Below are 26,033 nucleotides of genomic sequence, written 5' to 3'. Positions count from 1 at the left end.
CCGCAACTATATCGTCCGAGCTATCCGCGCTATTACAATCCGCCGATAGCGTCGCAATAGTGGCTGGTTACAGTAGGCCGGCCTCGCCGCTGCCTTACAACAATTCGGCATAAACAACAAGCAACACGACAACCCGACCGGAGAAACGCCTTCATGGAATCCATCAAGCGGTATTTCGGCTTCGACGAAGCCGGCACCGACTTCCGCACCGAAATACTCGCGGGCGTCACCACGTTCCTGACGATGGCCTACATCATCTTCGTCAACCCCGCGATCCTCGGCGATGCCGGCATGCCCAAGGAATCCGTGTTCGTCGCGACCTGCCTCGTCGCGGCGCTGGCGTCGATCATCATGGGGCTGTACGCGAACTACCCGATCGCCTGCGCGCCCGGCATGGGCCTGAACGCGTATTTCGCGTACACGGTCGTCAAGGGGATGGGCTTCACGTGGCAGGCCGCGCTCGGCGCCGTGTTCATCTCCGGCTGCCTGTTCCTGCTCGTCACGCTGTTCCGCGTGCGCGAGGCGATCGTCAACGGCATTCCGAAATCGCTGCGCATCTCGATCACCGCCGGCATCGGCCTGTTCCTCGGCATCATCTCGCTGAAAACCTCGGGCGTGATCGTCGGCAGCCCGGCCACGCTCGTCACGCTCGGCGACCTGCACAAGCACGACACGATCCTCGCGATCATCGGCTTCTTCACCATCGTCACGCTCGACCACCTGCGCGTGCGCGGCGCGATCCTGATCGGCATCATCGGCGTCACGATCCTGTCGTTCTTCTTCGGCGACAACCAGTTCCACGGCGTGTTCTCCGCGCCGCCGTCGATCGACGCGACGCTGTTCAAGCTCGACATCGGCGCCGCGCTGTCGACCGGCATCATCAACGTGATCCTCGTGTTCTTCCTCGTCGAACTGTTCGACGCGACCGGCACGCTGATGGGCGTCGCGAACCGCGCGGGGCTGCTCGTCGAAGGCAAGATGAACCGCCTGAACAAGGCGCTGCTCGCCGACAGCACCGCGATCGTCGCGGGCTCGGTGCTCGGCACGTCGTCGACCACCGCGTATATCGAAAGCGCGTCGGGCGTGCAGGCCGGCGGCCGCACGGGCGTGACGGCGATCACCGTCGCCGTGCTGTTCCTCGCGTGCCTGTTCATCGCGCCGCTCGCCGGCGTCGTGCCGGCCTACGCCACGGCACCGGCACTGCTGTACGTGTCGTGCCTGATGCTGCGCGAGATGGTCGACGTGCCGTGGGACGACGCGACCGAAGCCGTGCCGGCCGCGCTGACCGCGCTGCTGATGCCGTTCACTTACTCGATCGCGAACGGCGTCGCGTTCGGCTTCATCGCGTACGGCGGCCTGAAGCTGCTGACGGGCCAGGCCCGCACGGTCAAGCCGATCGTGTGGATCATCGCGGCCGTGTTCCTGTTCCGCTTCTTCTATCTCGGCAGCGAGTGACGCACGCGCGCCCCCGTGCGCTGCACGATGAAACGAAAACGCCACCTTCGGGTGGCGTTTTTGTTGTGTTCTCGATTCGGCTACGCGCGTGGAGCGAGTGAGCGCCGGTCAAGCTTCCGCCTGCCGAAGCACCCAGCGCGCGAAGGTCTGCACCGGCCCTTCGCCCAGTTCCAGCGCATCGGGCAACACGAGACAGAAGCGCTTGACCACGCCCCGCCCATCGGGCCACGGCGCGGCGAGCAACCCTTGCGCGATCTCGGCGTCGACATAGAGACGCGGCACCAGCGCGACGCCGAGCCCGGCCAGCGCCGCCGCGATCAGCATCGAGTAAAGGTCGTAGCGTGCGCCGGCGGCCGGATTGCTCACCGGCAACCCCGTCTCCTGCACTTACGCCGACCACGCATCGGGCGTCTGGCGCTTGTGCAGGCGCGGCAGCGTGCCCAGCAACATGTTCGGCTGCCCGCCCGCGAGCAGCGACGGATGGCAGACCGGCACCAGCACCTCCTCGCACAGCCGGTACGTGTGCATGCCGGCCCAGGCCGGGTGCTCGAAGTGAATCGCCGCATCGAAACCGCTGCCGGCCAGCACGAACGGCTCCGCACGGTCGGCGAAGTGCACCGTGATGTTCGGATGCTGCGTCTGGAATCCCTTGAGCCGCGGAATCAGCCAACGCGTCGCGAACGTCGGCGTCACGGCGATATCGACGCTGCCGCCGTCACCGGGCTGCCCCATCATGTACTGGCTGTCGCGCTCGAGCCGGTCCAGCACTTCGCGAACCTGCGCCGCGTAGCGCACGCCGTTCGGCGCCAACCGCACGCGGTTGCCGACCCGCTCGAACAGCGCGACGCCCAGGAACGCCTCCAGCCGGCCGATCTGCCGGCTGATCGCGCCTTCCGTCAACGCCAGTTCGTCGGCGGCGCGCGCGAAACTTCCATGCCGCGCCGCGGCCTCGAATGCCATCAATGCCGAATTGCTCGGAATCCTGCGTCGCGTCACGATTGCTCCCGGTCCGACCGCCATCGGTCATGGCTTGATCAAATGTCATTGAACGGTGACGAATCATCGTTTTTCGCCCGTCGTGCCGCTCATTATCATGACAAAAACTCAACCCGTCGAGCCAGCCGTTCGATTCCGAAGGCCGCTCGCCCCCCCCCCCGTGGAGAAGTCATGATCTATGCCGTTGAATGCAGCATCGCCGAGCCCGCCGTCGAAGCCGAGTGGAACGACTTCTACAGCCGGATCAAACTGCCGGCGCTGATTTCCGTATCCGGCTTTCGCACGTCGCAACGCTTTCGCGCGCTCGGCGGCGACGGCCCCGTCTACCTCGCGCTGCATACGATCGACGGCCCGGACGTGCTGACGTCGGCCGAGTATCGCGACAAGGGCGGCGGCAATTTCGCGCGCTGGCAGCCGCATATCGTCGAGTGGCGTCGCAACGTATACGACTGCGCGGCACCCGCGCCCGCCGTCTCCGGCCATCAATGGCTGGCCGTTTGCGACGACCTCGCCCCGTTCGCGCGAGCAGGTATCGCCGCCACGGCCATGCATGCAGTCGCGCTGGATCGCCGGCCGGCGGCGCGCTGGCTGGCCGTACTCGCGCACGATCAGGCTCGACTCGCGTCCGATGCCGCGATCCGGCTCTATGCGCCGATGGGTGACCCACTCGTCAGCGCGCCGGCGTCGACAACCTCACGCTGACCGGAGCCCGACCATGCCCAACGTCACGATTTCGATCCCCGAAGCGAGCATGCCGACCAGCGCGGCGCTCGACGCATTGTCGTCGGCGTGCGAGAGGATTTGCACCGACGTGTTGAGCGCCGCACCCGGCACGGTCCATGTCGTATATGTGCCGGTCCGGCACGGCTGCGGACATCCGGTCAGCGCGGAGATCCGCTTTCGCATCACATCATTTCGCACCACTGAACTGATGACCCGGTTCATGACGGAACTGGATCGCGAGATTCTTCGCCACACCGGATTCGTCGCACGGATCCGCTGCTTCGGCTATGACGCCACCCACCTTCACGCCCGACATTGACCCATGAGCGCCTCGGTTCCCCGCCCATCTTTCCCGCGTCGCCAGGTCGGCGATTTCACGGTGACCGCGATCAGCGACGGCACGCTGACGGCCAGCCTCGACCTGCTGTCGAACATCGACGTCGACGACGCGGCCGGCATCATGCACAGGGCCGGCATACACGCGCCGTCCGACGTCAACATCAACTGCTACGTCATACGCGGGCACGGGCGCACCGTGCTCGTCGATACCGGCGCCGGCGGCATCCGGAACTGGGGCGGCCTGCTGCGTCCGTCGCTGTCGCGAGCCGGCATCGATGCACGCGACATCGACACGGTCCTGCTGACGCACGCCCATCCGGACCACATCGGCGGCCTGCTCGACACGGACGGACGGCCGGCCTTTCCGCAAGCGGAGGTGTTCATTCACGAACGGGAACGTGCGTTCTGGCTGGACGACGGCATGTATGAGCGGGCAAGCGAGCGCGCACGCGGCAATTTCCGGATCGCGCGGCGCACGTTCGACGCGTATCGCGCGCAGCTACGCACCATCGAGGCGGCAGGCGACGTGCTGCCCGGCATCGTCGCAGTGCCGCTGCCGGGGCACACGCCCGGCCACACCGGCTATCGCATCGAATCGCATGGCGAGCGCCTGCTGATCTGGGGCGATCTCGTGCATTTCGCGCCGATTCAGGTTGCTCGCCCCGACGTGTCGATCGCGTTCGATCACGATCCGTCGCAGGCATCGTCGACGCGCGCGGCCACGCTCGCCGAAGTCGCTTCGGATAACTTGCTGATTGCGGGCATGCACCTCGCCGACACGGGCTTCGCACGCATCGCGCGCGCGAACGGCGCAACCGGCGACGCGTACGTGCTGAGCGGCGCGGATTGAGCGAAACGGAACGCGGGAACGCACGCACGCCAGCGCGCTGGCGCGACGTTCGAATCGTGCCGGGCACCGCCCCGCGCGGGCGCGCTATCGGACGAGCATGCGTCGATATGACACGGGCGCCGGTATCCGACGCCCGCTCCGTCGCTGCCCGGTCGTCCGGTTCAGCGCCAGTTCGCCTCGTAGAAGCGCACGTAGCCGCTGCGCAGCGTCACGCATTGCGCGCGCGTCTCGGACAGCAACCGCCGTGCGGCCGCCTCGATACGCTCGCGGTGCTGATCGTACGCACCGACCATGTCCTCGAAGCGCGGCGATGCCGCACCGAAATGATCCTCCAGCGCCTCGGCGGTGATCTGACATTGGACGCGCTCGCCATTGACCAGCGCCGTGAAACCAAGCATCAGGTCGCGCCCCGAATATTCGGGCTTCTCATTCGTGAAATGGATCTGCATGGGAGCCGCCTTGTCCGGTAGAAAGCAAATGACCGCGTCCGTCGTCCGCTACCGGCCGGACGAAAATTTACGCGGGCTCGCCGGCAGAGGCAGCATCCACGGGGGTATGGCGCGGACAATGCGTGCCGGTTGCATTCCACTGTAGACGGTTTCGCGCAGGAGGCAAAATTTACGATGTGCGTCGTTCCGACGCGCTTTTTCATCAGACCAGCGCGACATCCGGCACCGTTTTGCCGAGCGGCGTCAGTGGGGATCGGTGGGCCAGATGTTCAGTGCGATTGCGGCGGTCGTGGCACCTACCGCGATCGCGGCGGCCCCGTATTGCACCGCATCGCTCAGGTCGAACAGCAGACCGTGGATCGCGACGGCGATGCCGCCCAGCATGATGAAAGTGGCGATGGCCGCCAACACGACTCTCAGTTCCGTCCGAACCATGATGGGTCTCCCGAACGGATGCATGTCACGTCGCATGCATGTTGCGATGCGGAACACGGCGCGTGCGTGCTCCACTTTCATCATTGCAGGCGGACGCTTAAAAGCAAGGGGGTTTTGTACGCAGTCGCACAACGCGCGCGGCGCTTGTATGATGAGGCGATATCGATGGCGGCGGCCCGGGTGGCGGATGGTGCGGTGCAGAGCGTGAGCTGGGGTCGACCGCGAAGCATGGGACCAGAGTAAGCGCTAAAGCGCTAACTGGGGCCGACCGCGAAGCATGGGGCCCCAGTAAGCGCTGAAGCGCTAACTGGGACCGACCGCGAAGCATGGGACCAGAGTAAGCGCTAAAGCGCTAACTCTGGTCGACAGGAGACAAGACATGCCTCAACCTTTCGTGCTGCCCGCCACCGCGGGCCGCAACGACCTGCTCGCGCAGGCGCATGCCCGTTCGACCGCGGTCGGCCTGCGCGCAAACGAGCGCCCCGATTTCTCGCCGCTGTCGCGGCTCGCGCTGCGCGAACTGCTCGACACGAACCACGCATTGTTCGCGCACGCGCGCCCGGTGATGGAGAACCTCCACGCGCAGATCGCCGACACGCAAAGCCTCGTGCTGCTCACCGACGCCGACGGCGTGATCCTGCACAGCATCGGCGACGCGGACTTCATCGAAAAAGCAAACCGCGTCGCGCTGTGCACCGGGGTGTCGTGGGCCGAAGGCGCGCGCGGCACCAACGCGATCGGCACCGCGCTCGCATCGGGCCAGGCGGTCGCCGTGCACGGTGCCGAACACTTCCTGCGCGCGAACCATATCCTCACCTGCTCGTGCGCGCCGATCATCGATCCGTTCGGCCGCACGCTCGGCACGCTCGACGTGAGCGGCGACCCGCGCGGCTTCAGCCCCCATACGCTCGCGCTCGTGCGGATGTCCGCGCAGTTGATCGAGAACCATCTGTTCGCGAACCAGTGCGCGGAAGCACTGCGGCTGCGCTTCCACGCCCACGAGGATTGCGTCGACTCGCTGTTCGCCGGGCTCGTCGCGTTCGGCCCCGACGGCGGGCTGATCGCCGCGAACCGCAGCGCGCAATTCCAGCTCGGCGCGACCTTCGATGCGTTGCAGCATCAAGGCTGCGATGCGCTGTTCGGCATGCACTTCGGACAGCTCGCGCAGCAGGCGGCCCGCGCACCCGGCGCACCGTTCCGCCTCACGCTGTCGACCGGCGTGCGCGTGCTCGCGCGCTGCGAATTCGCGGAAGCGCACAAGACGGCCGTCGCCGTCACGCCACCCGCGCCGGCCGCGCGCACACGGGCGCCGGACCCGGATGCGATCACGTTCGCGACGCTCGACACCGGCGATGCGCGGATGGCCGCCGTGCTCGAACGCGTCGCGAAGATTCGTGGGCGCGACCTGCCGTTGCTGATCCTCGGCCAGACCGGCACCGGCAAGGAATGGCTCGCGCGTGCGCTGCACCAGGCATCGCCGCGCGCGGACGGCCCGTTCGTCGCGGTCAACTGCGCGGCGCTGCCGGATTCGCTGATCGAGGCCGAACTGTTCGGCTACGAGGACGGCGCCTTCACCGGTGCGCGCAAGCGCGGCAGCCCCGGCAAGATCGCGCAGGCCGACGGCGGCACGCTGTTTCTCGACGAAATCGGCGACATGCCGCTCGCGCAGCAGGTCAGGCTGATGCGCGTGCTGCAGGAGCGCGCGGTGATGCCGCTTGGCGGCGCACGCGCGGTGCCGGTCGACGTGCGCGTGGTCTGCGCGACCCACCGCGACCTGCGTGCGATGATCGCCGAAGGCACGTTCCGCGAAGACCTGTTCTACCGGATCAACGGCCTTGCCGTCACGCTGCCGCCGCTCGCCGCGCGCACCGACCTGCCGGCACTGGTCCAGCGGATCCTCGCGCGGCTCGGTCGCAGCGAGCCGATGCCGAACCGCCTCGCGACCGACGTGCTCGACGCGTTCATGCGGCACCGCTGGCCCGGCAACCTGCGGCAAATGACCAACGTGCTGCGCACGGCCGGCATGCTCGCCGAAGACGAAGCCGAAATCACGCTCGCGCACCTGCCCGACGATTTCTGGCTCGACTGCGACGACGCGCCCGTGGCGGAGGCCGCGCCGTCCGACACGCGCGAAGCAACGACCCTGCAGAGCCACCAGGCTGCGGTGATCGACGCGGTGCTCGCGCGGCACGGCGGCAACGTATCGGCCGCCGCGCGGGAACTCGGGCTCGCGCGCAATACCGTGTACCGCTACCTGCGCCGACACTGACGTCCCGGGCCGGCTGCCCGACGGGCGCCGGCCGCACCGCCTTCGGGTATGCTTGGCGCTTGCCTTGTGTTACCGCCGCGCCGCCGCCCGCTTCGCCCCATGACCGATCCCGACCACCCGCCTCTCGTACGCATCGAGCCGCTCGGCGCGACGTTCGACGCCCCCGATTCGCTGACGCTCCTCGAGGCTGCCGCGTTCGCGCACGTCAGGCTGCCGCGCTCGTGCCGCAACGGCACGTGCCGAAGCTGCCTGTGCAGGATCGTCAGCGGCAGCGTACGCTATACGATCGAATGGCCGGGCCTGAGCCGCGAGGAAAAGGCCGACGGCTATACGCTGCCGTGCGTGGCCGTCGCGACCTCGGATGTCGTGCTCGACGTGCCCGACGCGGTGATGATCGACTGAACGCGGCGCGCGGCCGTGCGCCGTCCCGCATCAAGCATGCCCGTCAGGAGAACGCGATGACCCAGTCCACCGATCGCATCGAGAAACAAGCCTTGCTCGCCGCGCCGCTGGCGCGCGTCTGGGAAGCCGTCAGCAATGCCGGGGAATTCGGCACCTGGTTCGGCGTGACGTTCGACGGACCGTTCGTCGCCGACCGGCCGCTGTTCGGCCGCATCACGCCGACGCGCGTCGACGACGACGTCGCCAGGGCACAGGAGCCGTATGCCGGCACCGTGTTCGAAATCGTCGTCGATCGCGTCGAGCCGAAGCAACGGTTTTCCTTTCGCTGGCACCCGTTCGCGATCGATCCGAACGTCGATTACGCGTCCGAGCCGATGACGCTCGTCACTTTCGCACTCGCCGAAGCGAACGGCGGCACGCTGCTGACGATCACCGAAACGGGTTTCGACCAGTTGATCGCAACGCGTCGCGCGAAGGCGCGCGAGATGAACGATCAGGGCTGGGCCGCGCAGATGATGCTGATCACGAAATATCTCGCGAAGCACGCGTAAGCGTGCCGCGCATCATTCCCGGAATCCGCGTGCCCGCATGCCCTCGCGGCGGGTGCGTGGCATAATCCGCTCCATCGTCGTTCATACGCCGCCCCGCGCATCGCATGCTGAGTCGTCGTTTCCGGAAGATCGTCAGTCTGATCGGGATGCTCGCCATCCTGATGACGGCGCTCGCGCCGACGATCTCGCAAGCGCTGACGACGCAAGACCGCGTCGATTCGCTGCTTGCCGGCTACTGCACGGCCGGGCCGGCGGGCGGCAACCATGCCGGCGATGCGTCGTCGAAAAGCCTGCAGGCCCATCTGCAGGCTTGCGGCTATTGCAGCCTGCTCGCCCATACACCCGCCCTGCCCGCGCCCGAACTGACGTTCGCGGCCAACTTCCAACCGCTCCGGCATCGCGAAGCAACCCGCTTCGAAAGCCTGCGCCGCTCGCAGCCGCTTACGGCCGCGCAACCGCGCGCCCCGCCGCTCGCGTCCTGATTCGTCGTCACCGCGCGTGATGCCGTCGCGCATCACGCCGTCCGCACGCGCGCTGCGCGTGCATGCCGTGTCACGTTTCGAAGGACGATCTCATGTTCGACCGTATCGCTCGCGGCGTCGCGCCGTGCGTGCGCTCGCCCGCCTCCGGCGGTTGCGCGTGCACGAACGCGCGGCCGTTCGTCGAATGCATCGTTCTCCTTGTCATTTCCAACCGGATCATCCCGTCATGAAAACCACTGCTTTCGTCCGCGGCGCACTCGTCGCACTCGGCTTCATCGTCGCCCAGGCCGCTCACGCGCACGCACACCCGAAAAACCTCGAACCGGCCGCCGACGCCGCGCTGTCGAGCGCGCCGCACGCGGTCACGATCGACTTCAGCGAAACGCTCGAACCCGCATTCAGTTCGATCGCCGTCACCGACAGCCACGGACAATCGGTCGCCGACGGGAAATCCGCCATCGACGCCGGCAACCGGAAGCGGATGCATGTGGCGCTGGCGAACCTGACGCCTGGTACGTACACGGTCGCATGGGTCGCGGTGGCGAGCGACGGGCACCGCACGCAGGGCCGCTACACGTTCACGGTGAAATAACGCGCACGATGCCCGCGCGGCGACCTTCCCTACCCGATCAGGAACACACTCGATGAAACGCTCGATTCCGACCAGCCTGCTGTTTGCACTGCTGGCGCTGCAGGCGCCCGCCACGTTCGCCGCATCGGCCGTCCAGGCCGATGCATGCTGGATCCGCACGATGCCGGCGACGGTGCCGTCGTCCGGTTATTTCACGCTGAAGAACGACGGCGACAAGCCCGTCACGCTCACGGGCGTCGATACGCCCGCGTTCGGGATGGCGATGATGCACGAAACCCAGACGGCCGGCAGCACCGCGAAGATGGTTCACGTCGACACGGTCGACGTGCCCGCGCACGGCACGGTGACGTTCAGGCCGAAGGGCTATCACGTGATGCTGGAGGAACCGCGCCAGCCCGTCGCGCCCGGCGCGAAGGTGCCGCTCCGGCTGCATTTCGCCGACGGCGCGACGGTGTCCGTGACCTGCGACGCGAAAGCGCCCTCCTACACCGGCCAGTAACGCCGCATCCGCAACGACCGAAGGAGAGATGCACATGAGCAAGGAACGCGTGCCGCTGGCCACCCTGATCGTCCGCTACCGGACGCCGCTGAACGTCGCCGTGCTGATCGCCTGCGGGTTATGGGCGGCGTGGATCGCGTGGATGACGCGGCCGTCCGCGATCGATTCGCCGTCGTCGATCTCCGCATACTGCGTGCGCGACGCACGCTGACGCGCCGCGCCGGTTCCGGCGGCGGTCCGCGTCATTTTGGCGTGGCATCATCGCTTCATCCCGACCGCCGGAACCGCCTCTCGGAGCAACGCATGTCCATTCAGACTTGGATGCTGTTTGCCGCTGCCTATCTCGCGACGACGCTGTCGCCGGGCCCCAACGTGCTGCTCGTCATCCGCAACACGGTGCGCTACGGCTCGCGCGGCACCGCCGCGACGATCGCGGGCAACCTCGTCGCGCAAGGCGCGGTGGTCATGCTCGTCGCGTTCGGCGTCGGCGCGGTGCTGGCCGCGATGCCGCCGCTGTTCGTCGCGATGAAGGTCGTCGGCGCCGCGTACCTGATCTTTCTGGGCATCCGGCAACTGCGCGGCGACCGCAACGCGCGCTCGCCCCACGGCCAGGCCGCGATCGTCGAGCCCGACCGCAGGAAGCTGTTCCGCGAAGCGCTGTTCGTGTCGGGCAGCAACCCGAAGACGATGATCTTCCTGTCGGCGTTCATGCCGCAGTTCATTGCACACGATCGCCCGCTCGCGATGCAGTTCGTCGTGATGTACGTGACGATCGCATGCACCGTCGTCGTCGTGCACAGCGTCTATTCGTTCGGCGTGCGCCGGCTCCATCGCGGCATCGGCGTCGGCCCGTGGGTACGCGCGGCCAAGCGCGCCAGCGGGCTGCTGTTCGTCGGCCTCGGGATCAAGCTGCTGACTGCGCGGCAGGCGTAAGCATTCCTGCGGCGACGGCCGGCGCCACGGCGCGGGCGGAACCGTCAGCCCTTCGATGCGGCCAGCACGGCCGCAATCTCGCCGAACGACGGCCGCGCGTCGATCTCCTCGTTCAAGCAGGCGGCCGCCAGCGCGTCGAGTGCATGCGAACCTTCCCTCGCACGCGGCTCGCAGCGCGCCAGCAACTCGCCGAGCAGATAGCCGAACGCCCTGACTTCCAGCCGTTCGAGCCGTGCCGCGCGCACGCGGTCGTTCACGTCGTAGACCGACGCCGCGCCGAAATCGCCGAGCAGCGCGCCGCCGTTACCGTCGTGCAGGATGTTGTGCGCGTACAGGTCGCCGTGCATGATGCCGCGCGCGTGCAGATGCGCTGCAACCGACGCGATGCCGAGCGCGATCCGCGATGCCTCGGCCGGCGCGAATCGCACATCGGCCCCATATACATCGCGCGTGCAGGACGCGAAGCTCGGCGGCCCGGCGAGGTTCGTCAACGCCGGATCGACCAGTTCCATCACGAGGCCGTGCGCGCCCTCCGGATGGCCGTGCACCTTGCCGATCACCGGAATCATGTTCGGATGACGCCCGGCGTGCAGGCACGCGGCCATTTCGCAATCGGGCAGGCCGTCGCTCGTCACGGCCCCCTTGAACAGCTTGACAGCGACCGCGCGCGGCACCTGGCCGTCCGCGCGCCACTGCGCGCGATAAATGACACCCGATGCGCCTTCGCCGAGCTTCTGTTCGAACGCGAGCGACGTCCAGTCGATGTCCGCGACGCCCGGCTCGGCCGACGCCGCTGCTTCCGGCGCGGTGCCGAACGGATTGCCCGCGGACGCGAGCCACGCGAGGCGCGGCAGGCGCAACAGCCAATCCGGCAGCGCGTCGAGCCGGTTCGCCGACAGCCGCACCAGTTCGAGCGCACGGCACGCGGCCATTTCGGGCGGCAACGCGCGCAGCCGGTTGCCCGCCAGCATCAGCTTCTGCAAGCGCGAACAATCGCCGATCCCGGCGGGCAGCTCATCGATTTCGTTGTCGGTCAGGATCAGCCAGCGCAGCGCGCGCGGCAGCGACCCGCGCGGCACCGTGCGGATCTGGTTCGCCTTGAAGCCGATCATGTCGAGCTGCGCGCATGTGCCGAGCACGTCGGGAAATTCGGTGAAGCGATTGCCGGACGCGAACAGGATGCGCAGCCGATGCAGCCGCGACAGGTCGTCCGGCAGCGCCGACAGCGCATTGCCGGACAGGTCGAGCACTTCGAGCGTGTCCGCCAGATCGAAGATCTCGCGCGGAAATTCGGTCAGCCCGCATGCGAGCTTGAGTTGCCGGGCGCCCGACAGCTGGCCGGCCTGCAGTTGTTCGAGGGTGGTGGTCACGGTGGAAAACGGGTAGCCATGGCGATGGTCGTCGGACCGGTCGCCCGAATTCTACCGGGATCGCTTTCGCGTATCCGCTCGCCGTGTCATACCCCCTTCACAAACGCGCAATGTAACGCTACAATTCGCCCCCTTGCAGTGCCGACGTGGTGAAATTGGTAGACACGCTATCTTGAGGGGGTAGTGGCGAAAGCTGTGCGAGTTCGAGTCTCGCCGTCGGCACCATATACGGCTTTTTCGTGTTTCGTGCATCTGTAAAAAACCCGCGACAGCGCATGGCTTCGCGGGTTTTTTGTTGTCTGCGGCAATACCGTTGCGATCCGGCGATGCGCCGCGATAGTCCGGACGTCCAAGGAGATATCCACGTCGTCGCACGGGGACATCGCCACCGCCACCTCAGACGCGAGTCCCGACTTCCGCTTCCTCAGCCGTCCACCCGGCGCCGCGCTCGCTACTTCCCGGCTTTCCGGGCGCGCGACCGGAAAGCCGTCAGCGATAATCCATCAGGACCTCGACGACGCCCGTCACGGCGCCCACGCCGATTGTCTCGGCTGTCTGGATATATCGTGCAACCAGCGGAACCGTGTACGACCCACCCGTCGCCGTGTCATACGAGGTGAGGTTCATCGGCGTGTTGAACTGAACCGGCGTGCCGCCCGGGTCCGTCAACTGGATCGCGACACCGGAAGCCGTCGTCCCGGGGCCGTTCGGCAGCACGCCATTGGCGGAAGCCGGAGCCCCACCGGCCGGCGCCAGCGTGTAGCCAACATGGTTGTAACCGGCCGGGCACGCTTCCATCTGCAAGTCGAACGGCACTTCGACATTCGTTGTCGTACCAACGCCACCAAATTGATACACGACCGTTTGCGGCAAATTCACTGTCTTGTCCGGAACATTGCACGTTCCGACGATCGGTGTAACCGGCGCCTGACCGGCATTCACGCTGAACGATGAGCCGCCGCCGACGCCGAACACCGTCATGCCGGTCGTCGTCAGGTATGAGAGGCCAGTCGTGTACACGGCACTCGATGTCCTGATCGCGATCAACTCCACACGCGACGGTTTGACGCCGACCGAGCTCGACGTAACCGGCTGACCATCGAACAGCACCTGCATTTTCAAACCCGGGTTTCGCGAACTGATGTCAGGGCCGGCGATCGGAGGGTTGGTGGCAAGACCCTTGTCGTAAAGCGTGACGCTGGTGATCTCGCATGATGGTTGACCGCATAAGGCCATCCAGTCGACCGGTATGAGCGCGCGCAGCACGACGGTCCCTGGCGGCGCGGTGGTCGGAATGGAAAGAGGGGAACCCCACGGGGAATACCACAGCTTGACTGGCGTGACCGTTTGTCCGACACCTGACGGCGAATAGACGAACGCGCCCAACGCGAAAAGCCAGACACCGGCGACCACGCCTCGAATTGTCTTCATACGTTTCCTCACGAGGGTTGAGCCGAATCACCCGTCGAGAGATTCGGCCGGTAATTCGCGTGTTCCACCGATACACACGGCAACTCGACGCGCTGCGGCAGCCCGCCGGCGCCCCGACCCTGCCTGGCGCGCCGTTCAGGAAGCGCATACGAGACTTTGCAGAGCGACTTTTCGCCACTGCCATTCCACTCCACGAACAGATCGCCGCGCTCCGACAATCCGCGTGCGAAGAGCTTGCCGCCCTGCCCCACCACACCGATATCCGCGCCATCCTGATCGACGACCGACGCGCCGAACGGCACCGGCGCGCCATCTGGCCGATGCATGCGGATCACCGCCGAGCGACCGAACGTCGTCCTGAACTCGAGCAGCGGCACGGCGCCCGCGAGCGGCGCGACGCGCTGGCTCGTTTCCTGCAATTCGACATCCGTCGACAACCCCTTCGGATCGAGCGTGATCTCGTTCATCCTGAACGGCGACAGAAACGGCACGACCGCATAGCCGTTGCGCCCGACGCGCACGCCCGACATGTTCGTGACGCGCGCCCCTTCCGCATGGGGCGCCTTGACGATCGCGAATGTCTCCGACAACGGCTGAGACAACGTGACGCCGCCCGGATGCGCGACCATCGCGCCGCGCAAGCCCAGCGAGAATTGCTGAAAATCCGTGCTGACACCGAAACTGCCGCTGACGTCCGCAATCGAGCCGCGATACATCGCGTTCGCGCCGCCGGCGGTTTGTGATCGACCACGACTTGCATCGTGATCGACGTTCACGCCATACGAGAAATTGCCTTCGCGCCCAAGCGCGCCGGACAGACTCGTTTGCGCCCGCGTCGACCCTTGCGTGTCGCGATTGAAGTTGAGCGACAGCATCGCAGGCCGCTTCGATCCGAGCGGAATGGTCAGGCCTGCGTACAGTAACGTGCTCGATCGCCCCCACGCGTCGCGCTGGCGGGTCGCCGACAGGTTGTACGACACATCGCGGAAGCTGTTGTTGTAGCCGATCGTATAGTCGACGTCCGACCCGCTGCGATTCCAGTACGTCATCGCGGATGCGGTCACGTTGAGGCTGCCGCCCTTGCTGCCGAGCTGTTGACTCATCGTGAACGACATGCGATTGCGCTGCCGGTATATTCCCGCCGAGCCCATGAAAACCTTGGCCTGGTCGCGCGCGGACATCGCATCGTTCAGACCGAAAAAACCGTCCGTCGAATAGCGGTAAGCCGCAATGGCGATGTTCGTGCCGGTCGTATCGATCTGTTTCGCGTAGTTGATGCGGACGCTTTGTCCCGAATAGCGTCGCTCGCGCGGAATCGACGTCACGGCATGGGTGACGTCCACGCCGAATGCGCCCCAGGACGTGTTGAGCACGCCGCCGAGCATCGCGGCGGCGTAGCCCTCCGCGACCGTCGCGCCGCCATAGCCCGTCAGCATGTTGGTGAAGCCGTGCTGCCAGGTTGCCTGCGTGAAGAAAGGCGTCGTCTCGGGAAGGTTGCGCACGAAACCGGCCGTGAAGCTGTAGCGGTTTTGCCCGGGACGCAGCGACAACGGAACCGCGGCATACGGCACCGTAAACGAATGCACCGAGCCGTCGGCCTCCATCACGGAGACGTGCAGATCGCCGCCGTAACCGGTCGGATAAAGATCGTCGATGATGAACGCGCCCGGCGCAACGGTCGTTTCGTACAGCTTCACGCCGTTCTGCATGACGGTCACCTTCGCGTTGGTGTTGGCGACACCCCGCACGACCGGTGCATAACCGCGCTGCGACTCCGGCAGCATACGGTCGTCCGTATAGACGCGCACGCCGCGAAACGACGTCGAATCGAACAGATCGCCCGACGTGTACGATTCGCCGATCACCAGTTGCGACATCCAGGACGTCAGGTCGCGCTGCGCATAGGTCGAGACCGCTTCGTAACGCGTCCGACCGCGGTTGTCCACGTTCATCGAGCCGCTGTGACGAAAATGCCAGCGCTGGAAATTGAAGCCGCCGTCAAGACCCACGTAGCCCTGCGTGTTGCTTGCTGCGCCCTTGACGTGCGAATTGTAGACGTTGACGTTATACCCCAGCATCGCGACCGGCGCGCCGGCGCTCCACTGGTCCGGATTCACCGCGTCACGCGCGTGCCGCCGCAGCGACGCTTGCGGGATACTCAGATCGACGCGCTGGTTGCCGAAGTCGAATTCAACCGATGCCTCCGGAAGCGCTTCGCCAACGCGCATGCATGCACCGGGCCGGCCGAGCGTCGTCCGGACCTCCTCGGACAGTTGCTCGACGTCGATGCCGATCGTCTCGAGCATCGACTGATCGAAGCACGGTTGCGCATCGGCGACGCCGGGCGCCGACTTGAACGTCAATTCGAACCGCCCGATCCAACGGCCGTCGACATACACGTCCGGAATGTACTTTCCGGCACGCACGACGTTGCCGCGCGCGTAGCGCGATACATCGATCCCGCCGCTCGCGTTGTTCAGGAATCCCCCCTGAAACTCAACCTGGGCAAATTCCGTTTGCGCGAGTTGTTGCGTCGTCGCATATGCAGACTCTGCCTGCCATCCCGCCATCGCGATCAGGCACGCCGCGCAAATCGATTTCAGCTTGGGCCGATTCTCTTGCGGCAAACTGGTACGCCGACGCACTATGATTTCCCTCTCTGAAGAGCATCGCTTTTCTTTTTTCACGCCGACATCGTCGGTGGGGCGACTGCGGTCCTTCTTCTCCCGACATCAGTGCGCGACAGCCGCCTCATGCGCACGACCGCTTCCCCAGTCGTCGACACTGCTGTACGTCACGGTCGCATCGCCAACGTCACGGGTGCCGAGCCCCTTGACCGGGAACGTTGCCGTCTCGCCCGGAAGGATGTGGCCGATTCCTGCCGTGAACGGCTTGCCGCGCACATTCAGCGTGACGCTGCCCAGATTGACGACGTAGGACGTCGGGTTTTCCGCCTTCAGAACGATTTGCTGCTTGTCGTCGCGGACGAGGCTCCATCTGAGCGCCTTCGGCGCCTCGGCAGAATCCCCGGACAGACCGGCCGGCCGGTACATCAGCTTGATGCGCGACCGAAAAGCGACCTGCAATACGTTCCGGTCTTCAGTAGCCGCCGCCTTCGGCGGCACGTCGAGCACGTTCAGCCAGAACAACGACTCCTTGTCGGCCGGCAAGGGTTCGCCGCTGTAAATGATCCGCAGCGCCTGGCCCTTCCCGGGCTCCACGCGGAACACGGTCGGTGTCACCACAAACGGAACGTCGATTTCATCGACCGACGCACGCATGTCGCCATCGTCGATCCATGCCTGCACGAGCGACGGCTGTTTCCCTTCGTTCACCAGTTGAATCGTGGCTTCCTTGTCCTTGGCCTCGAAGACGATCCGCGTAGCGGAGAGCACCACGCTGGCGGACGCTTCGGTCAACGGCAACATCAGCGTCAGAATCGCCAGCGTGCCGAATACCATCATCGAAAACGCTTTTTTGTATGGATTCCTCAATTTCATTCTGCCTATCCTCTGGGAATTGTTCCGATGCGCGGCCAATCTGACAGCCTGTCGATCCGAACCTCGGCTGGCCACTGCGGAGGATGGCCAGCCGCCAATTCAGCTCATTTCCGAATCAGGGGTACACGAGCGAATACGTGACATAGGTGCTCGCGTCACCGGCCGTCGCCACGCCAGTCGCCACGTACTCCGCTGCGTATTGCAGCGTCGCGCCGCCGTCGACGATCTTCACTACCTGCGAGCTCTGATCCTCGAAAGCCGCACCGACCTTGATCGGCTGATACGTGTCGTTCAGCAGCCCGATTTCGACATTGGCCGCCGGATTCGCCGTACCGGTCGGCTTCAGCCGGCCCGTTGCCAGGTTCACGGCAGGACCGGGCTCGAACGCAACCGCGACTTGCGTCGGCGCATAAGCCGCCGTGCTGCACCCCGTCAATTGGAAGCTGAACGGTGTGCGGCCTGCGCTCTTGCCCGCTGCGGAAAGCTGCGCGGTGCCGACATTGGGCAGCATGACCGTGACATTGCCGTTGGCTGAGACGTTGCTGATCTTGCACGTCGAGGCAATGACCGCGCCCTGGAAAAGGACCGAGCCGTCCGATGCGTGTGCGACATTCGCGCCGAACGCGGCTGCCAGGCCGACAGCGGACATCAACATGGTGATTTTTTTCATTTGAGATTCCCTCAGGTTACACAAACAAACGAATAAAAAAATCCAGACTTACCTCCCACAGCGCCGATAAAGTCCAATCGATTTATTTATCCGGATAAGCGCCCACATTTACAAAGATCTTTTTTATCAATGGAGCGCGACGCCTATGCCACTACACAATCCTGGCCGGCCGGCCATTCCAGAGCGAATCGCGCCGATATACATCTTTCGGGTTTCGTTACAAGTCAATAACTAAGTCAACGACTTACCGATACACCCGCAAGACAACAGCATCCGCCCCAAACCCGCGTCGATCTCGGCGCCTGCAGGAAAGCGCCCCGGGCCCACCGCCCGGAAAACCGGCAAAAGATGTGTTGAGCCGATGCCCGAACTGCGCGCTTGATCAGTTCGAGATCGCGCTTCACGCCGGTTTTTATCGGCCCGGCCTTCTGCGCATTGCACGCTTGCCTTTGCTCGGATACCCGGCGGCCTCTGTTGACAGACGAGCCGAACGGGTGTGGAAGCGCAACCGCGTTCTCTCTCGACGCTCATCCCAGCCGGCATCTGCCCTTATTATTTTTCTTGACGGCCGCGCTGCCGGCAGCGGCTTGACCGTGGGCGACAGGTATTCGCCATTGCAATACGCGGATTGCATTGCGATGACGATCTGGTTATCGGCGCTTGGCACACCTCGCGTAAATTCGATCAAACGCCGGCGAATTCAGAATTACCCCATCGCAAACAACCGACCAAGGCAACCCTTCATACTTCCATTTTCTTGCAGTGCGCAGCAGTAAAATTTCCCGTCGGCAACTAAACTATTTAAATGATACTTTTCTGGAATCCGCGCACGATATAAGAATCATCCTAATTTCATCTCATAAAATTTGGGATAAGCGCGGTTTGACAATGATTAACGGTTGGGGAGAGCGGATCGCTCCCAGAGCTGGCGGGGATGTTGAGCACGCATAATCCGAAGGGGGAAACGCGCTCACTGATATGAACGGCCCGGCGGCACGCGATCGGGCCGCAAATGACCGGCCGGGCGATGGATTGCGACTGTTCCTGACGTCGGTGTCGCGCGGACAGTACCGAGTGCCGCCGGCCCGTTGCAGGCCGGCGGCATCCAGCATCAACCGCCGAGATACGCCTGCTTGATCCGGTCGTTCGCGAGCAGGTTCGCGCCCGTATCGGCGAGCACCACGCGCCCCGTTTCGAGCACGTAGCCGCGATCGGCCACGCCGAGCGCCTTGTTCGCGTTCTGCTCGACGAGAAACACCGTGACGCCCTCGTCGCGAATCGTCCGGATGATGTCGAAGATCTGCGCGATCACGAGCGGCGCGAGACCGAGCGTCGGCTCATCGAGCAGCAGCAGGCGCGGCTTGCTCATCAGCGCACGGCCGATCGCCAGCATCTGCTGCTCGCCGCCCGACATCGTGCCGGCCCGCTGCGCCGCGCGCTCCTTCAGGCGCGGAAACAGCTTGAAGACGTGCTCGATGCCGTCGTCGATCTCGTGACGGCTCGCGAAAAACCCGCCCATCTTCAGGTTTTCGAGCACCGTCAGGCTCGGGAACACGCGCCGTCCTTCCGGCGAGATCGCCATCCCCTGTCGCATGATCTGGTGCGTCGACATCGCGGTGATGTCGTTGCCCTCGAACAGCACGCGGCCCGACGATGCGCGCGGCGTGCCGCACACGGTCATCATCAGCGTCGTCTTGCCGGCGCCGTTGCTGCCGATCAGCGTGACGATCTCGCCCTTGTTCACCTCGATCGACACGCCCGCGAGCGCCTCGACCGCGCCGTAGTGCGTATGGACCTGTTCCAGCTTCAGCATCACTCTTCCCCCAGATACGCCTTGATCACGCGCGGGTCGTTGCGAACCGCTTCCGGCGTGCCGATCACGATCGGCCGGCCGTGCTCCATCACGAGGATGCGGTCCGACACGCCCATCACGAGGCTCATGTCGTGTTCGATCAGCAGCACCGATACGCCGAACTCGCGGCGCAGCTTGTCGATCAGGTGCTGCAGTTCGATCTTCTCCTGCGGGTTGAGACCGGCCGCCGGCTCGTCCAGCATCAACAGGCGCGGCTCGGTGATCATGCAGCGCGCGATCTCCAGGCGACGCTGGTGCCCGTACGACAGCGTGCCGGCCTGGCGGTTGGCGACCGCCGTCAGCCCCATCCGGTCGAGCCATACGGCCGCGCGCTCGAGTGCTTCCTTCTCCGCGCGCCGATACGCGGGCGTCGCGAACAGGCCGTGCAGCATCCCCGACTTCACCTTGCGATGCTGCGCGACGAGCAGGTTCTCGACGACCGTCAGCGACTTGAACAGGCGGATGTTCTGGAACGTGCGCACGAGACCCTTCAGCGCGATCTTGTGGCTCGGCAGCCCGGCGATCGCGTGGCCGTCGAGCACGACGTCGCCGCCGGTCGGCTTGTAGAAGCCGCCGACGCAGTTGAACACCGTGGTCTTGCCCGCGCCGTTCGGCCCGATGATCGCGAACACCTCGTTGCAGCGCACGTCGAAATCGATGCCGTCCACCGCGAGCAACCCGCCGAAGCGCATCTGCAGCCCGGCGACCTTCAACAGTTCCGTATTCGCGCTCATTGCGGCAGCTCCACGTGGGGACGGCTCGCGGGCAGCAGGCCCTGCGGACGCCACATCATCATCAACACCATCACCAGACCGAAGATCAGCATCCGGTACTCGGCGAAGCCGCGCGCGACTTCCGGCAGCACGGTCAGCAGGATCGCCGCGAGAATCACGCCGAGCTGCGAACCCATCCCGCCGAGCACGACGATCGCGAGGATCAGCGCCGATTCGATGAAGGTGAACGATTCAGGATTCACGAGGCCCTGACGCGCGGCGAAGAACGCGCCGCCGATGCCCGCGAACGCCGCGCCGAGCGTGAACGCCGACAGCTTGATGCGCGTCGGGTTGAGACCCAGCGAGCGGCAGGCGATCTCGTCGTCGCGCAGCGCTTCCCACGCACGCCCCATCGGCATGCGAATCAGGCGGCTCGTCACGAACAGCGTGAAGCCGACCAGCACCAGCGCGATCAGGTACAGGAAGATCACCATGTGCTCGCCGCTGTATTCCAGCCCGATCAGCTCATGGAAGGTCTTCGCGCCCTCGACGCTCGCCGAGCGCGCCATCTCGAAGCCGAACACCGTCGGCTTCGGAATGCTCGAGATGCCGTCCGGGCCACCCGTGAGGCTCGTCAGGTTGTTGGCGAGCAGGCGGATGATTTCGCCGAAGCCGAGCGTGACGATCGCGAGATAGTCGCCGCGCAGACGCAACACCGGGAAGCCGAGCAGGAAGCCGAACGTCGCCGAGGCGATCGCCGCGATCGGCAGGCACTCCCAGAACGACAGCCCGAAATACTGGTTCAGCATCGCGTACGTATAGCCGCCGACCGCGTAGAACCCGACATAGCCGAGATCGAGCAGCCCCGCGAAACCGACCACGATGTTCAGCCCGAGGCCGAGGATCACGTAGATCAGCGCGAGCGTCGCGACGTCCACGGCGCCGCGCGAACCGAAGAACGGCCACACGAGGCCGACCGCGAGCAGCACCCAGATGATCGCGCGCTGCTGCTGCGCGCCCATCGCGGGCATCGCCGGCAGCTTCACTGCGGATTTCGCGCGCACGAGCCACGGCTTGAACAACTGGAACAGGAACACGGCCGCGACCGCGATCCACACCGGACGCCAGTGCGGCGTCAGCACGACCTGATAGCCGTCGAGCTTCAACTGCAGGCCGAGCACCGGAATCGTGAGGATCGCCGTCAGCAGCGCGGCGGCCGCGGCATTCTTCAGCGCCTGGCCGACCGAAGCGTCGGCGGCCGGGCGGCGAACGGAAATGACTTGACTCATCTGCGTCTCCCTCAAACCTTTTCGATGTCCGACTTGCCGAGCAGGCCGGTCGGGCGGAAGAGCAGGATCAGCACGAGCAGGCCGAACGCGACGACGTCCTTGTACTCGGCCGGCATGTAGCCTGCGGCGAAGGTTTCGGCGAGGCCCAGCAGCACGCCGCCGAGCATCGCGCCCGGGATGCTGCCGATCCCGCCCAGCACCGCGGCGGTGAACGCCTTGATGCCCGCGACGAAGCCGATGTACGGATTCAGCTTGCCGATCGTCAGCCCGATCAGCACGCCGCCGACGGCCGCCAGCATCGCGCCGAGCACGAACGTGAACGAGATCACGCGGTTCGTGTCGATGCCGAGCAGGTTCGCCATCTTCATGTCTTCAGCGCATGCGCGGCAGGCACGGCCCATCCGCGAATGCGAGATGAACAGCGTCAGCGCGATCATCAGCACGATCGTCACGCAGACGATCAACAGACGCGCATACGGAATCGTCACGTCGTAGTCGCCGCCGAGGTGGATGTCGAACGCGCCGGAGATCAGCACCGGCACGGACACGTCGCGCGCGCCCTGGCCAATCTGCACGTAGTTCTGCAGGAAGATCGACATGCCGATCGCGGAGATCAGCGGCACGAGGCGCGGGCCGCCGCGCAGCGGCCGATACGCGACGCGCTCGACCGCGAAGCCGTACAGGCCGGTGACGATCACCGACACGATCAGCGCGGCGCCGAGCACGAGCGGCAGCGGATAGCCGGCGGAGATGCCGATGGCGGTGAGGGTCACGAGGCCCACGTACGCGCCGATCATGTAGATCTCGCCGTGGGCGAAGTTGATCATGCCGATGATGCCGTAGACCATCGAATAGCCGATGGCGATCAGCGCATAGATCGCACCCAGCGTCAGGCCGTTGACCAGCTGCTGGGCGAATTGAGGAAAGAAGTCAGTCATGTGCGGGAAGCTCCCGTTGGCGCTGGGTCGCATGCCGTCGCCGGATCACGGCGTTCGGCCGCGCGCAACGCACGGTGTCGTCTCGGGCCGCCCGTCGGCCGCGGAACGGCCAAATGCGCACGCGCTCCGCTCGGGTTACGGGCAGAGCGAGCGCGCGGGCGGATACTCCGTTGTTACTTGGCGGCGGTCTTCGTCGCGTCCTTGTGCCACGTGTAGACGACGAACTTGAACGCCTTCAGGTCGCCCTGGGCGTCATACGCGACCTTGCCGATCGGCGTGTCGAACGTCGTCTTGTGCATGTACGCGGCGACCTTCGTCGGGTCAGTCGTCTTCGCGCCGGCGATCGCGTCGGCGATGATCTTCACCGCTGCGTACGACGGCATCTGGAACGGGCCGTTCGGGTCGCGCTTCTTGTCCGCGAACGCCTTCACGAGCGCCGCGTTGGCCGGGTCGGCCGAGAAGTCGGCCGGCAGCGTGACCAGCATGCCTTCCGAAGCCGGGCCGGCGATTGCCGTCACGTCCTTGTTGCCCACGCCTTCAGGCCCCATGAACGTGGCCTTCACGCCCTGCTCGCGCGCCTGGCGCATCAGCAGGCCCATTTCCGGGTGGTAGCCGCCGAAGTAGACGAAATCGACGCCTTGCGACTTCAGCTTCGTGATGATCGCCGAGTAGTCCGAATCGCCGGCGTTGATGCCTTCGAACAGCACGACCGGGATCTTCGCGGCTTCGAGGTCCTTCTTCACCGACGACGCGATGCCCTGGCCGTACGACTGCTTGTCGTGTAGGACCGCGACCTTCTTCGGCTTCACGTTGTTGATGATGTAGTGCGCGGCGGCCGGGCCTTGCTGGTCGTCGCGGCCGATCGTGCGGAAGATGAAGTGGCGCTTCTTGCCTTCCGTCAGCTGCGGCGCGGTGGCCGACGGCGTGACCATCACGATGCCTTCGTTTTCGTAGATGTCGGATGCGGGGATCGTCGAACCCGAGCACACGTGACCGATCACGTACTTGATCTTCTGGCTGACGATCTTGTTGGCGACGGCGACGGCCTGCTTCGGTTCGCATGCGTCGTCCATCTGCACGACTTCGAACTTGTTGCCGCCCGCACCGCCGGCCGCGTTGATCTGTTCGATCGCGGTCAGCGCGCCGGCCTTCACCATGTCGCCGTACTGGGCGACCGAGCCGCTCATCGGACCAGCGATGGCGATCTTCACGGTTTCCGCTTGCGCGGCGGCGGCGCCGGCGAACAGCACGGCGGCGGCGGAAATGGACGTAAGACGGGACAGCGTCATCTGGGAGCTCCTCGATGTTGTTTAGTCATACGGGCAAAGGCGGCATGACTTGCGCAATCGAACAGCACCCGGGGCGAGGACATGGGACACGCCCGAGACACATGAAGACGGACCTGCGGATGGATGTTGCGTAGCGGGGCCCGGCTCTTGCAGTCCCCCAAAGGGGACGTCTGGTTCGGAAAGACATCGTGATGCGTCTTGCATTGCGCAAGCGTTTCGCCTGCCCCGCTTGCCAACTGCTCGTCCGGAGGGATGGTCCGACAGCCGTTGGCAAGGCAGTCGAAATTATATGGGGGTTTTCAAATCGTCTGTCAAAAATGCCGCCTCCATGAGGGAAAACACGGAGAAACTTGACTCGCGCAAGGTGGCGATGCGGGAGCAACTGAGGCGGGCGGCGAACGTTTGCGGCGGGTGCAATTGGGTTGCGATTTTGGGTGGGCTTGTCGATGAATTCCTTGCCGGGTTTAGGTTTCGGCGATTTGTCGTCGTGCGTCGTGTGCACTTTTGGATGCTTAGGGTCCGATCGCCGACGATCAATCAACTGATGATTGTGTCGGCGCGCACCGTGTCTGGGCGATGCGACCGCGCCGCCAATCCTTCTTTTTGCCGACATTTACCCGTAATGCGAAAGCTGTTTGTGATTTTTATGAAATAATACGGCCTCGCTTCTGCAATCCAGCCAGCCTTCCTGTGAGTCGCCCCTTCCGCGATTCGCAGTCGCTTCAGGGCCGCTTCGACGCCCATACGTCGCCGAGCCGCCAGCCAGTGATCTGCCGTTTTTTCTCATTGCACATCACCTGGTTCGGATCCCGATGAATCATCCTCTCCGTTTTTCTTCCGCCGCCGCGCTCGCTTGTGCGCTTTCTGTTTCGACTGCCGACGCCTCGGGCCGCGATTCGCTGGTCGATCGTTCCGGCGGGGCCAATATGTTTCGCTCGGAACGCCGGGCTGTCGCCAGGGATGACGCGCGTGCCGCGCTAACGACGCGGCGCGCGAAGTACGCGGCGCGGGCTGAACGTAGTCCGTTCGATACGCCTGATACGCGGCCGTTGCGGGTTTCGGGCGATACGCTCGAGCCGCAGCCTTCGGTTGAACACAGGGCCGGCGATTCCGTATGGCCTTCGAATCGCGTTGCGCTCGGCGCGGGCGGCAGCGATAGCTTCGGTCGCGCATTGCCCCGATACGAACAGCGCGCGCAGAACTGGACTGATTATCTGAGGGCCAACGGGTCGCAAGCGCCTGGCGGCAGGAATTCGTATCCGCCCACGCGGCCTTTCGATGCCGCGCGCGGTCCGCACGGTGCGCCCAATCCGTACAACCCATCGATGCCGCAGCCGGTGACGCGGACGTTCTACGACAACGGCGCGGGTTCGCATTGCACGGCTACGGGTGGTGCGGGAGCGTCGCGGTCGTCTTGCAATATCGCTTGGTGATGTTTGGTGGCGGGTCGTGACTGCTGACGTCGCTGATCATCCGGACGTGACGCCCCTCACCTCGGCGAAACCACGATCGCCGCCCGCCGATTCTGCATTCTCCCGGCCGGTGTCCGGTTATCGCCCACCGGATCGCTCTTCCCCTTCGGGACAACCGCAATCCGCTTCCCGTCGAGCCCCACGTCCACCAGCTCGATCGCCACCACCTCCGCCCGCCGCCGGGACAACTCGAGATCGTAGGCAGCCTCCCCTTCCTCGTCGGAGTATCCATAAACCCGCACGCCGTTGATCCCCGCCGACCTCAACGTCCTGCCGATCCGCTCGACGATCCGCCTGACATCCGGCTTGAGGTTGTACCGATCGAAATCGAACAGAATCGGCCCCGTCGACCCGAACTCGAACCCCTGCTCGGTCTCCTGGAAGCCGGCCGACTTCAGCGCCGTGACCTGCGTCTGCGTGAGCCCCCGATGAAGCGGCGGCGTCTTGCATCCGCCGAGCAGCAGGCACAGAAGCACCGCGCTCGCGACGCACATCCTCCCAATGCTCACAGGCAACGAGTCATCCATGATCGAC

The 26,033-nt window shown here is 65.2% G+C and carries 26 protein-coding genes, 1 tRNA gene and 1 pseudogene; 14 read left to right on the top strand and 14 right to left on the bottom strand.

The window, feature by feature from the left end:
* Positions 1-153 precede the first annotated feature (153 nt).
* Positions 154-1,455, top strand: coding sequence for an NCS2 family permease (locus WS46_RS24880; protein ID WP_059527038.1), 1,302 nt, complete (start codon positions 154-156; stop codon positions 1,453-1,455).
* Between the two features lie 108 nt (positions 1,456-1,563).
* Here WS46_RS24880 and WS46_RS24875 read toward each other — a convergent pair.
* Positions 1,564-2,415 (bottom strand): annotated as a pseudogene (locus WS46_RS24875) (LysR substrate-binding domain-containing protein).
* A gap of 207 nt (positions 2,416-2,622) precedes the next feature.
* Between WS46_RS24875 and WS46_RS24870 the strand changes: the two are divergent.
* Genes WS46_RS24870 through WS46_RS24860 form a run of 3 tightly spaced genes read left to right on the top strand, consistent with a single transcriptional unit; the run spans position 2,623 to position 4,363 of the window.
* Entirely contained in the window at positions 2,623-3,153 is a 531-nt protein-coding gene (locus WS46_RS24870) for a hypothetical protein (RefSeq protein WP_059692077.1), read from the top strand.
* 13 nt (positions 3,154-3,166) lie between these two features.
* Positions 3,167-3,493 (top strand): hypothetical protein, encoded by a 327-nt coding sequence (locus WS46_RS24865; RefSeq protein WP_059692076.1) that lies wholly within the window; start codon positions 3,167-3,169, stop codon positions 3,491-3,493.
* Between the two features lie 3 nt (positions 3,494-3,496).
* On the top strand, positions 3,497-4,363 hold the full coding sequence (locus tag WS46_RS24860; protein WP_059692075.1) for an MBL fold metallo-hydrolase: 867 nt from the start codon (positions 3,497-3,499) through the stop codon (positions 4,361-4,363).
* 161 nt (positions 4,364-4,524) lie between these two features.
* Here the strand turns inward: WS46_RS24860 and WS46_RS24855 are convergent, their stop codons facing one another.
* Both WS46_RS24855 and WS46_RS24850 read right to left on the bottom strand, forming a co-directional pair.
* Positions 4,525-4,812 (bottom strand): DUF1488 domain-containing protein, encoded by a 288-nt coding sequence (locus WS46_RS24855; protein ID WP_014898618.1) that lies wholly within the window; start codon positions 4,810-4,812, stop codon positions 4,525-4,527.
* A 243-nt stretch (positions 4,813-5,055) separates the two neighbouring features.
* Positions 5,056-5,247 (bottom strand): DUF2964 family protein, encoded by a 192-nt coding sequence (locus WS46_RS24850; RefSeq protein WP_059527249.1) that lies wholly within the window; start codon positions 5,245-5,247, stop codon positions 5,056-5,058.
* A gap of 379 nt (positions 5,248-5,626) precedes the next feature.
* Here WS46_RS24850 and WS46_RS24845 point away from each other — a divergent pair, with 379 nt between their 5' ends.
* The 8 genes from WS46_RS24845 to WS46_RS24810 all read left to right on the top strand — a co-directional run bounded on the left by WS46_RS24845 (position 5,627) and on the right by WS46_RS24810 (position 10,975).
* Entirely contained in the window at positions 5,627-7,516 is a 1,890-nt protein-coding gene (locus WS46_RS24845; protein WP_059692074.1) for a sigma-54-dependent Fis family transcriptional regulator, read from the top strand.
* Between the two features lie 99 nt (positions 7,517-7,615).
* The gene (locus tag WS46_RS24840) at positions 7,616-7,918 is read left to right on the top strand and encodes a 2Fe-2S iron-sulfur cluster-binding protein (RefSeq protein ID WP_059527056.1); all 303 of its coding nucleotides are present in this window, start codon (positions 7,616-7,618) and stop codon (positions 7,916-7,918) included.
* A gap of 56 nt (positions 7,919-7,974) precedes the next feature.
* Positions 7,975-8,469, top strand: coding sequence for an SRPBCC family protein (locus WS46_RS24835; protein WP_059527059.1), 495 nt, complete (start codon positions 7,975-7,977; stop codon positions 8,467-8,469).
* Between the two features lie 104 nt (positions 8,470-8,573).
* Positions 8,574-8,951 (top strand): DUF2946 domain-containing protein, encoded by a 378-nt coding sequence (locus tag WS46_RS24830; protein ID WP_059692073.1) that lies wholly within the window; start codon positions 8,574-8,576, stop codon positions 8,949-8,951.
* A 226-nt stretch (positions 8,952-9,177) separates the two neighbouring features.
* A complete protein-coding gene (gene copC, locus WS46_RS24825; RefSeq protein WP_059527065.1) occupies positions 9,178-9,543 on the top strand; it encodes a copper homeostasis periplasmic binding protein CopC in 366 nt (121 codons plus the stop codon).
* 52 nt (positions 9,544-9,595) lie between these two features.
* Entirely contained in the window at positions 9,596-10,042 is a 447-nt protein-coding gene (locus WS46_RS24820; RefSeq protein ID WP_059692072.1) for a copper chaperone PCu(A)C, read from the top strand.
* A 34-nt stretch (positions 10,043-10,076) separates the two neighbouring features.
* Positions 10,077-10,253: a hypothetical protein gene (locus tag WS46_RS36140; RefSeq protein WP_179949184.1), complete on the top strand. Its 177-nt coding sequence runs from the start codon at positions 10,077-10,079 to the stop codon at positions 10,251-10,253.
* A gap of 92 nt (positions 10,254-10,345) precedes the next feature.
* Positions 10,346-10,975, top strand: a complete 630-nt coding sequence (locus WS46_RS24810; RefSeq protein WP_059692070.1) for a LysE family translocator — start codon at positions 10,346-10,348, stop codon at positions 10,973-10,975.
* 44 nt (positions 10,976-11,019) lie between these two features.
* Here the strand turns inward: WS46_RS24810 and WS46_RS24805 are convergent, their stop codons facing one another.
* Positions 11,020-12,345 (bottom strand): leucine-rich repeat-containing protein kinase family protein, encoded by a 1,326-nt coding sequence (locus WS46_RS24805; RefSeq protein ID WP_059692069.1) that lies wholly within the window; start codon positions 12,343-12,345, stop codon positions 11,020-11,022.
* Positions 12,346-12,485: 140 nt separating this feature from the next.
* Here WS46_RS24805 and WS46_RS24800 point away from each other — a divergent pair.
* Positions 12,486-12,570, top strand: a tRNA-Leu gene (locus WS46_RS24800).
* A gap of 264 nt (positions 12,571-12,834) precedes the next feature.
* Here WS46_RS24800 and WS46_RS24795 read toward each other — a convergent pair.
* From WS46_RS24795 to WS46_RS24755, 9 genes are all read right to left on the bottom strand, one after another.
* On the bottom strand, positions 12,835-13,776 hold the full coding sequence (locus WS46_RS24795) for a fimbrial protein (protein WP_082725394.1): 942 nt from the start codon (positions 13,774-13,776) through the stop codon (positions 12,835-12,837).
* A gap of 8 nt (positions 13,777-13,784) precedes the next feature.
* Positions 13,785-16,346 (bottom strand): fimbria/pilus outer membrane usher protein, encoded by a 2,562-nt coding sequence (locus WS46_RS24790; RefSeq protein WP_082725393.1) that lies wholly within the window; start codon positions 16,344-16,346, stop codon positions 13,785-13,787.
* Between the two features lie 162 nt (positions 16,347-16,508).
* The gene (locus WS46_RS24785) at positions 16,509-17,276 is read right to left on the bottom strand and encodes a molecular chaperone (RefSeq protein WP_156443180.1); all 768 of its coding nucleotides are present in this window, start codon (positions 17,274-17,276) and stop codon (positions 16,509-16,511) included.
* A gap of 115 nt (positions 17,277-17,391) precedes the next feature.
* Positions 17,392-17,946: a fimbrial protein gene (locus tag WS46_RS24780; protein WP_059692065.1), complete on the bottom strand. Its 555-nt coding sequence runs from the start codon at positions 17,944-17,946 to the stop codon at positions 17,392-17,394.
* Between the two features lie 1,111 nt (positions 17,947-19,057).
* Positions 19,058-19,759: an ABC transporter ATP-binding protein gene (locus WS46_RS24775; protein ID WP_006484776.1), complete on the bottom strand. Its 702-nt coding sequence runs from the start codon at positions 19,757-19,759 to the stop codon at positions 19,058-19,060.
* The gene (gene livG / locus WS46_RS24770) at positions 19,759-20,532 is read right to left on the bottom strand and encodes a high-affinity branched-chain amino acid ABC transporter ATP-binding protein LivG (RefSeq protein WP_059692064.1); all 774 of its coding nucleotides are present in this window, start codon (positions 20,530-20,532) and stop codon (positions 19,759-19,761) included. Before livG ends, WS46_RS24775 begins: the two co-directional genes overlap by 1 nt.
* Complete coding sequence (locus WS46_RS24765) at positions 20,529-21,800, bottom strand: high-affinity branched-chain amino acid ABC transporter permease LivM (RefSeq protein WP_059534289.1); 1,272 nt, start codon at positions 21,798-21,800, stop codon at positions 20,529-20,531. Before WS46_RS24765 ends, livG begins: the two co-directional genes overlap by 4 nt.
* Positions 21,801-21,811: 11 nt before the next feature.
* A complete protein-coding gene (gene livH / locus WS46_RS24760) occupies positions 21,812-22,738 on the bottom strand; it encodes a high-affinity branched-chain amino acid ABC transporter permease LivH (RefSeq protein WP_006484734.1) in 927 nt (308 codons plus the stop codon).
* A gap of 173 nt (positions 22,739-22,911) precedes the next feature.
* Complete coding sequence (locus tag WS46_RS24755) at positions 22,912-24,027, bottom strand: branched-chain amino acid ABC transporter substrate-binding protein (protein WP_059692063.1); 1,116 nt, start codon at positions 24,025-24,027, stop codon at positions 22,912-22,914.
* Between the two features lie 812 nt (positions 24,028-24,839).
* On the opposite strand from WS46_RS24755, the gene WS46_RS34485 reads away from it, so the two are divergent.
* Positions 24,840-25,460 carry a hypothetical protein gene (locus tag WS46_RS34485; RefSeq protein WP_082725392.1) on the top strand — a complete coding sequence of 207 codons (621 nt, stop codon included), beginning with the start codon at positions 24,840-24,842 and terminating at the stop codon, positions 25,458-25,460.
* Positions 25,461-25,516: 56 nt separating this feature from the next.
* Here WS46_RS34485 and WS46_RS24745 read toward each other — a convergent pair whose 3' ends face one another.
* Positions 25,517-26,026: an OmpA family protein gene (locus WS46_RS24745; RefSeq protein WP_059534279.1), complete on the bottom strand. Its 510-nt coding sequence runs from the start codon at positions 26,024-26,026 to the stop codon at positions 25,517-25,519.
* Positions 26,027-26,033 lie beyond the last annotated feature (7 nt).

This window comes from Burkholderia sp. RF4-BP95, from assembly GCF_001521985.1.
In the GTDB taxonomy this organism is placed as follows: domain Bacteria; phylum Pseudomonadota; class Gammaproteobacteria; order Burkholderiales; family Burkholderiaceae; genus Burkholderia; species Burkholderia diffusa.
The sequence above is the reverse complement of the archived record's forward strand: the minus strand, read 5'-3'. Positions and strand labels throughout refer to the sequence as shown.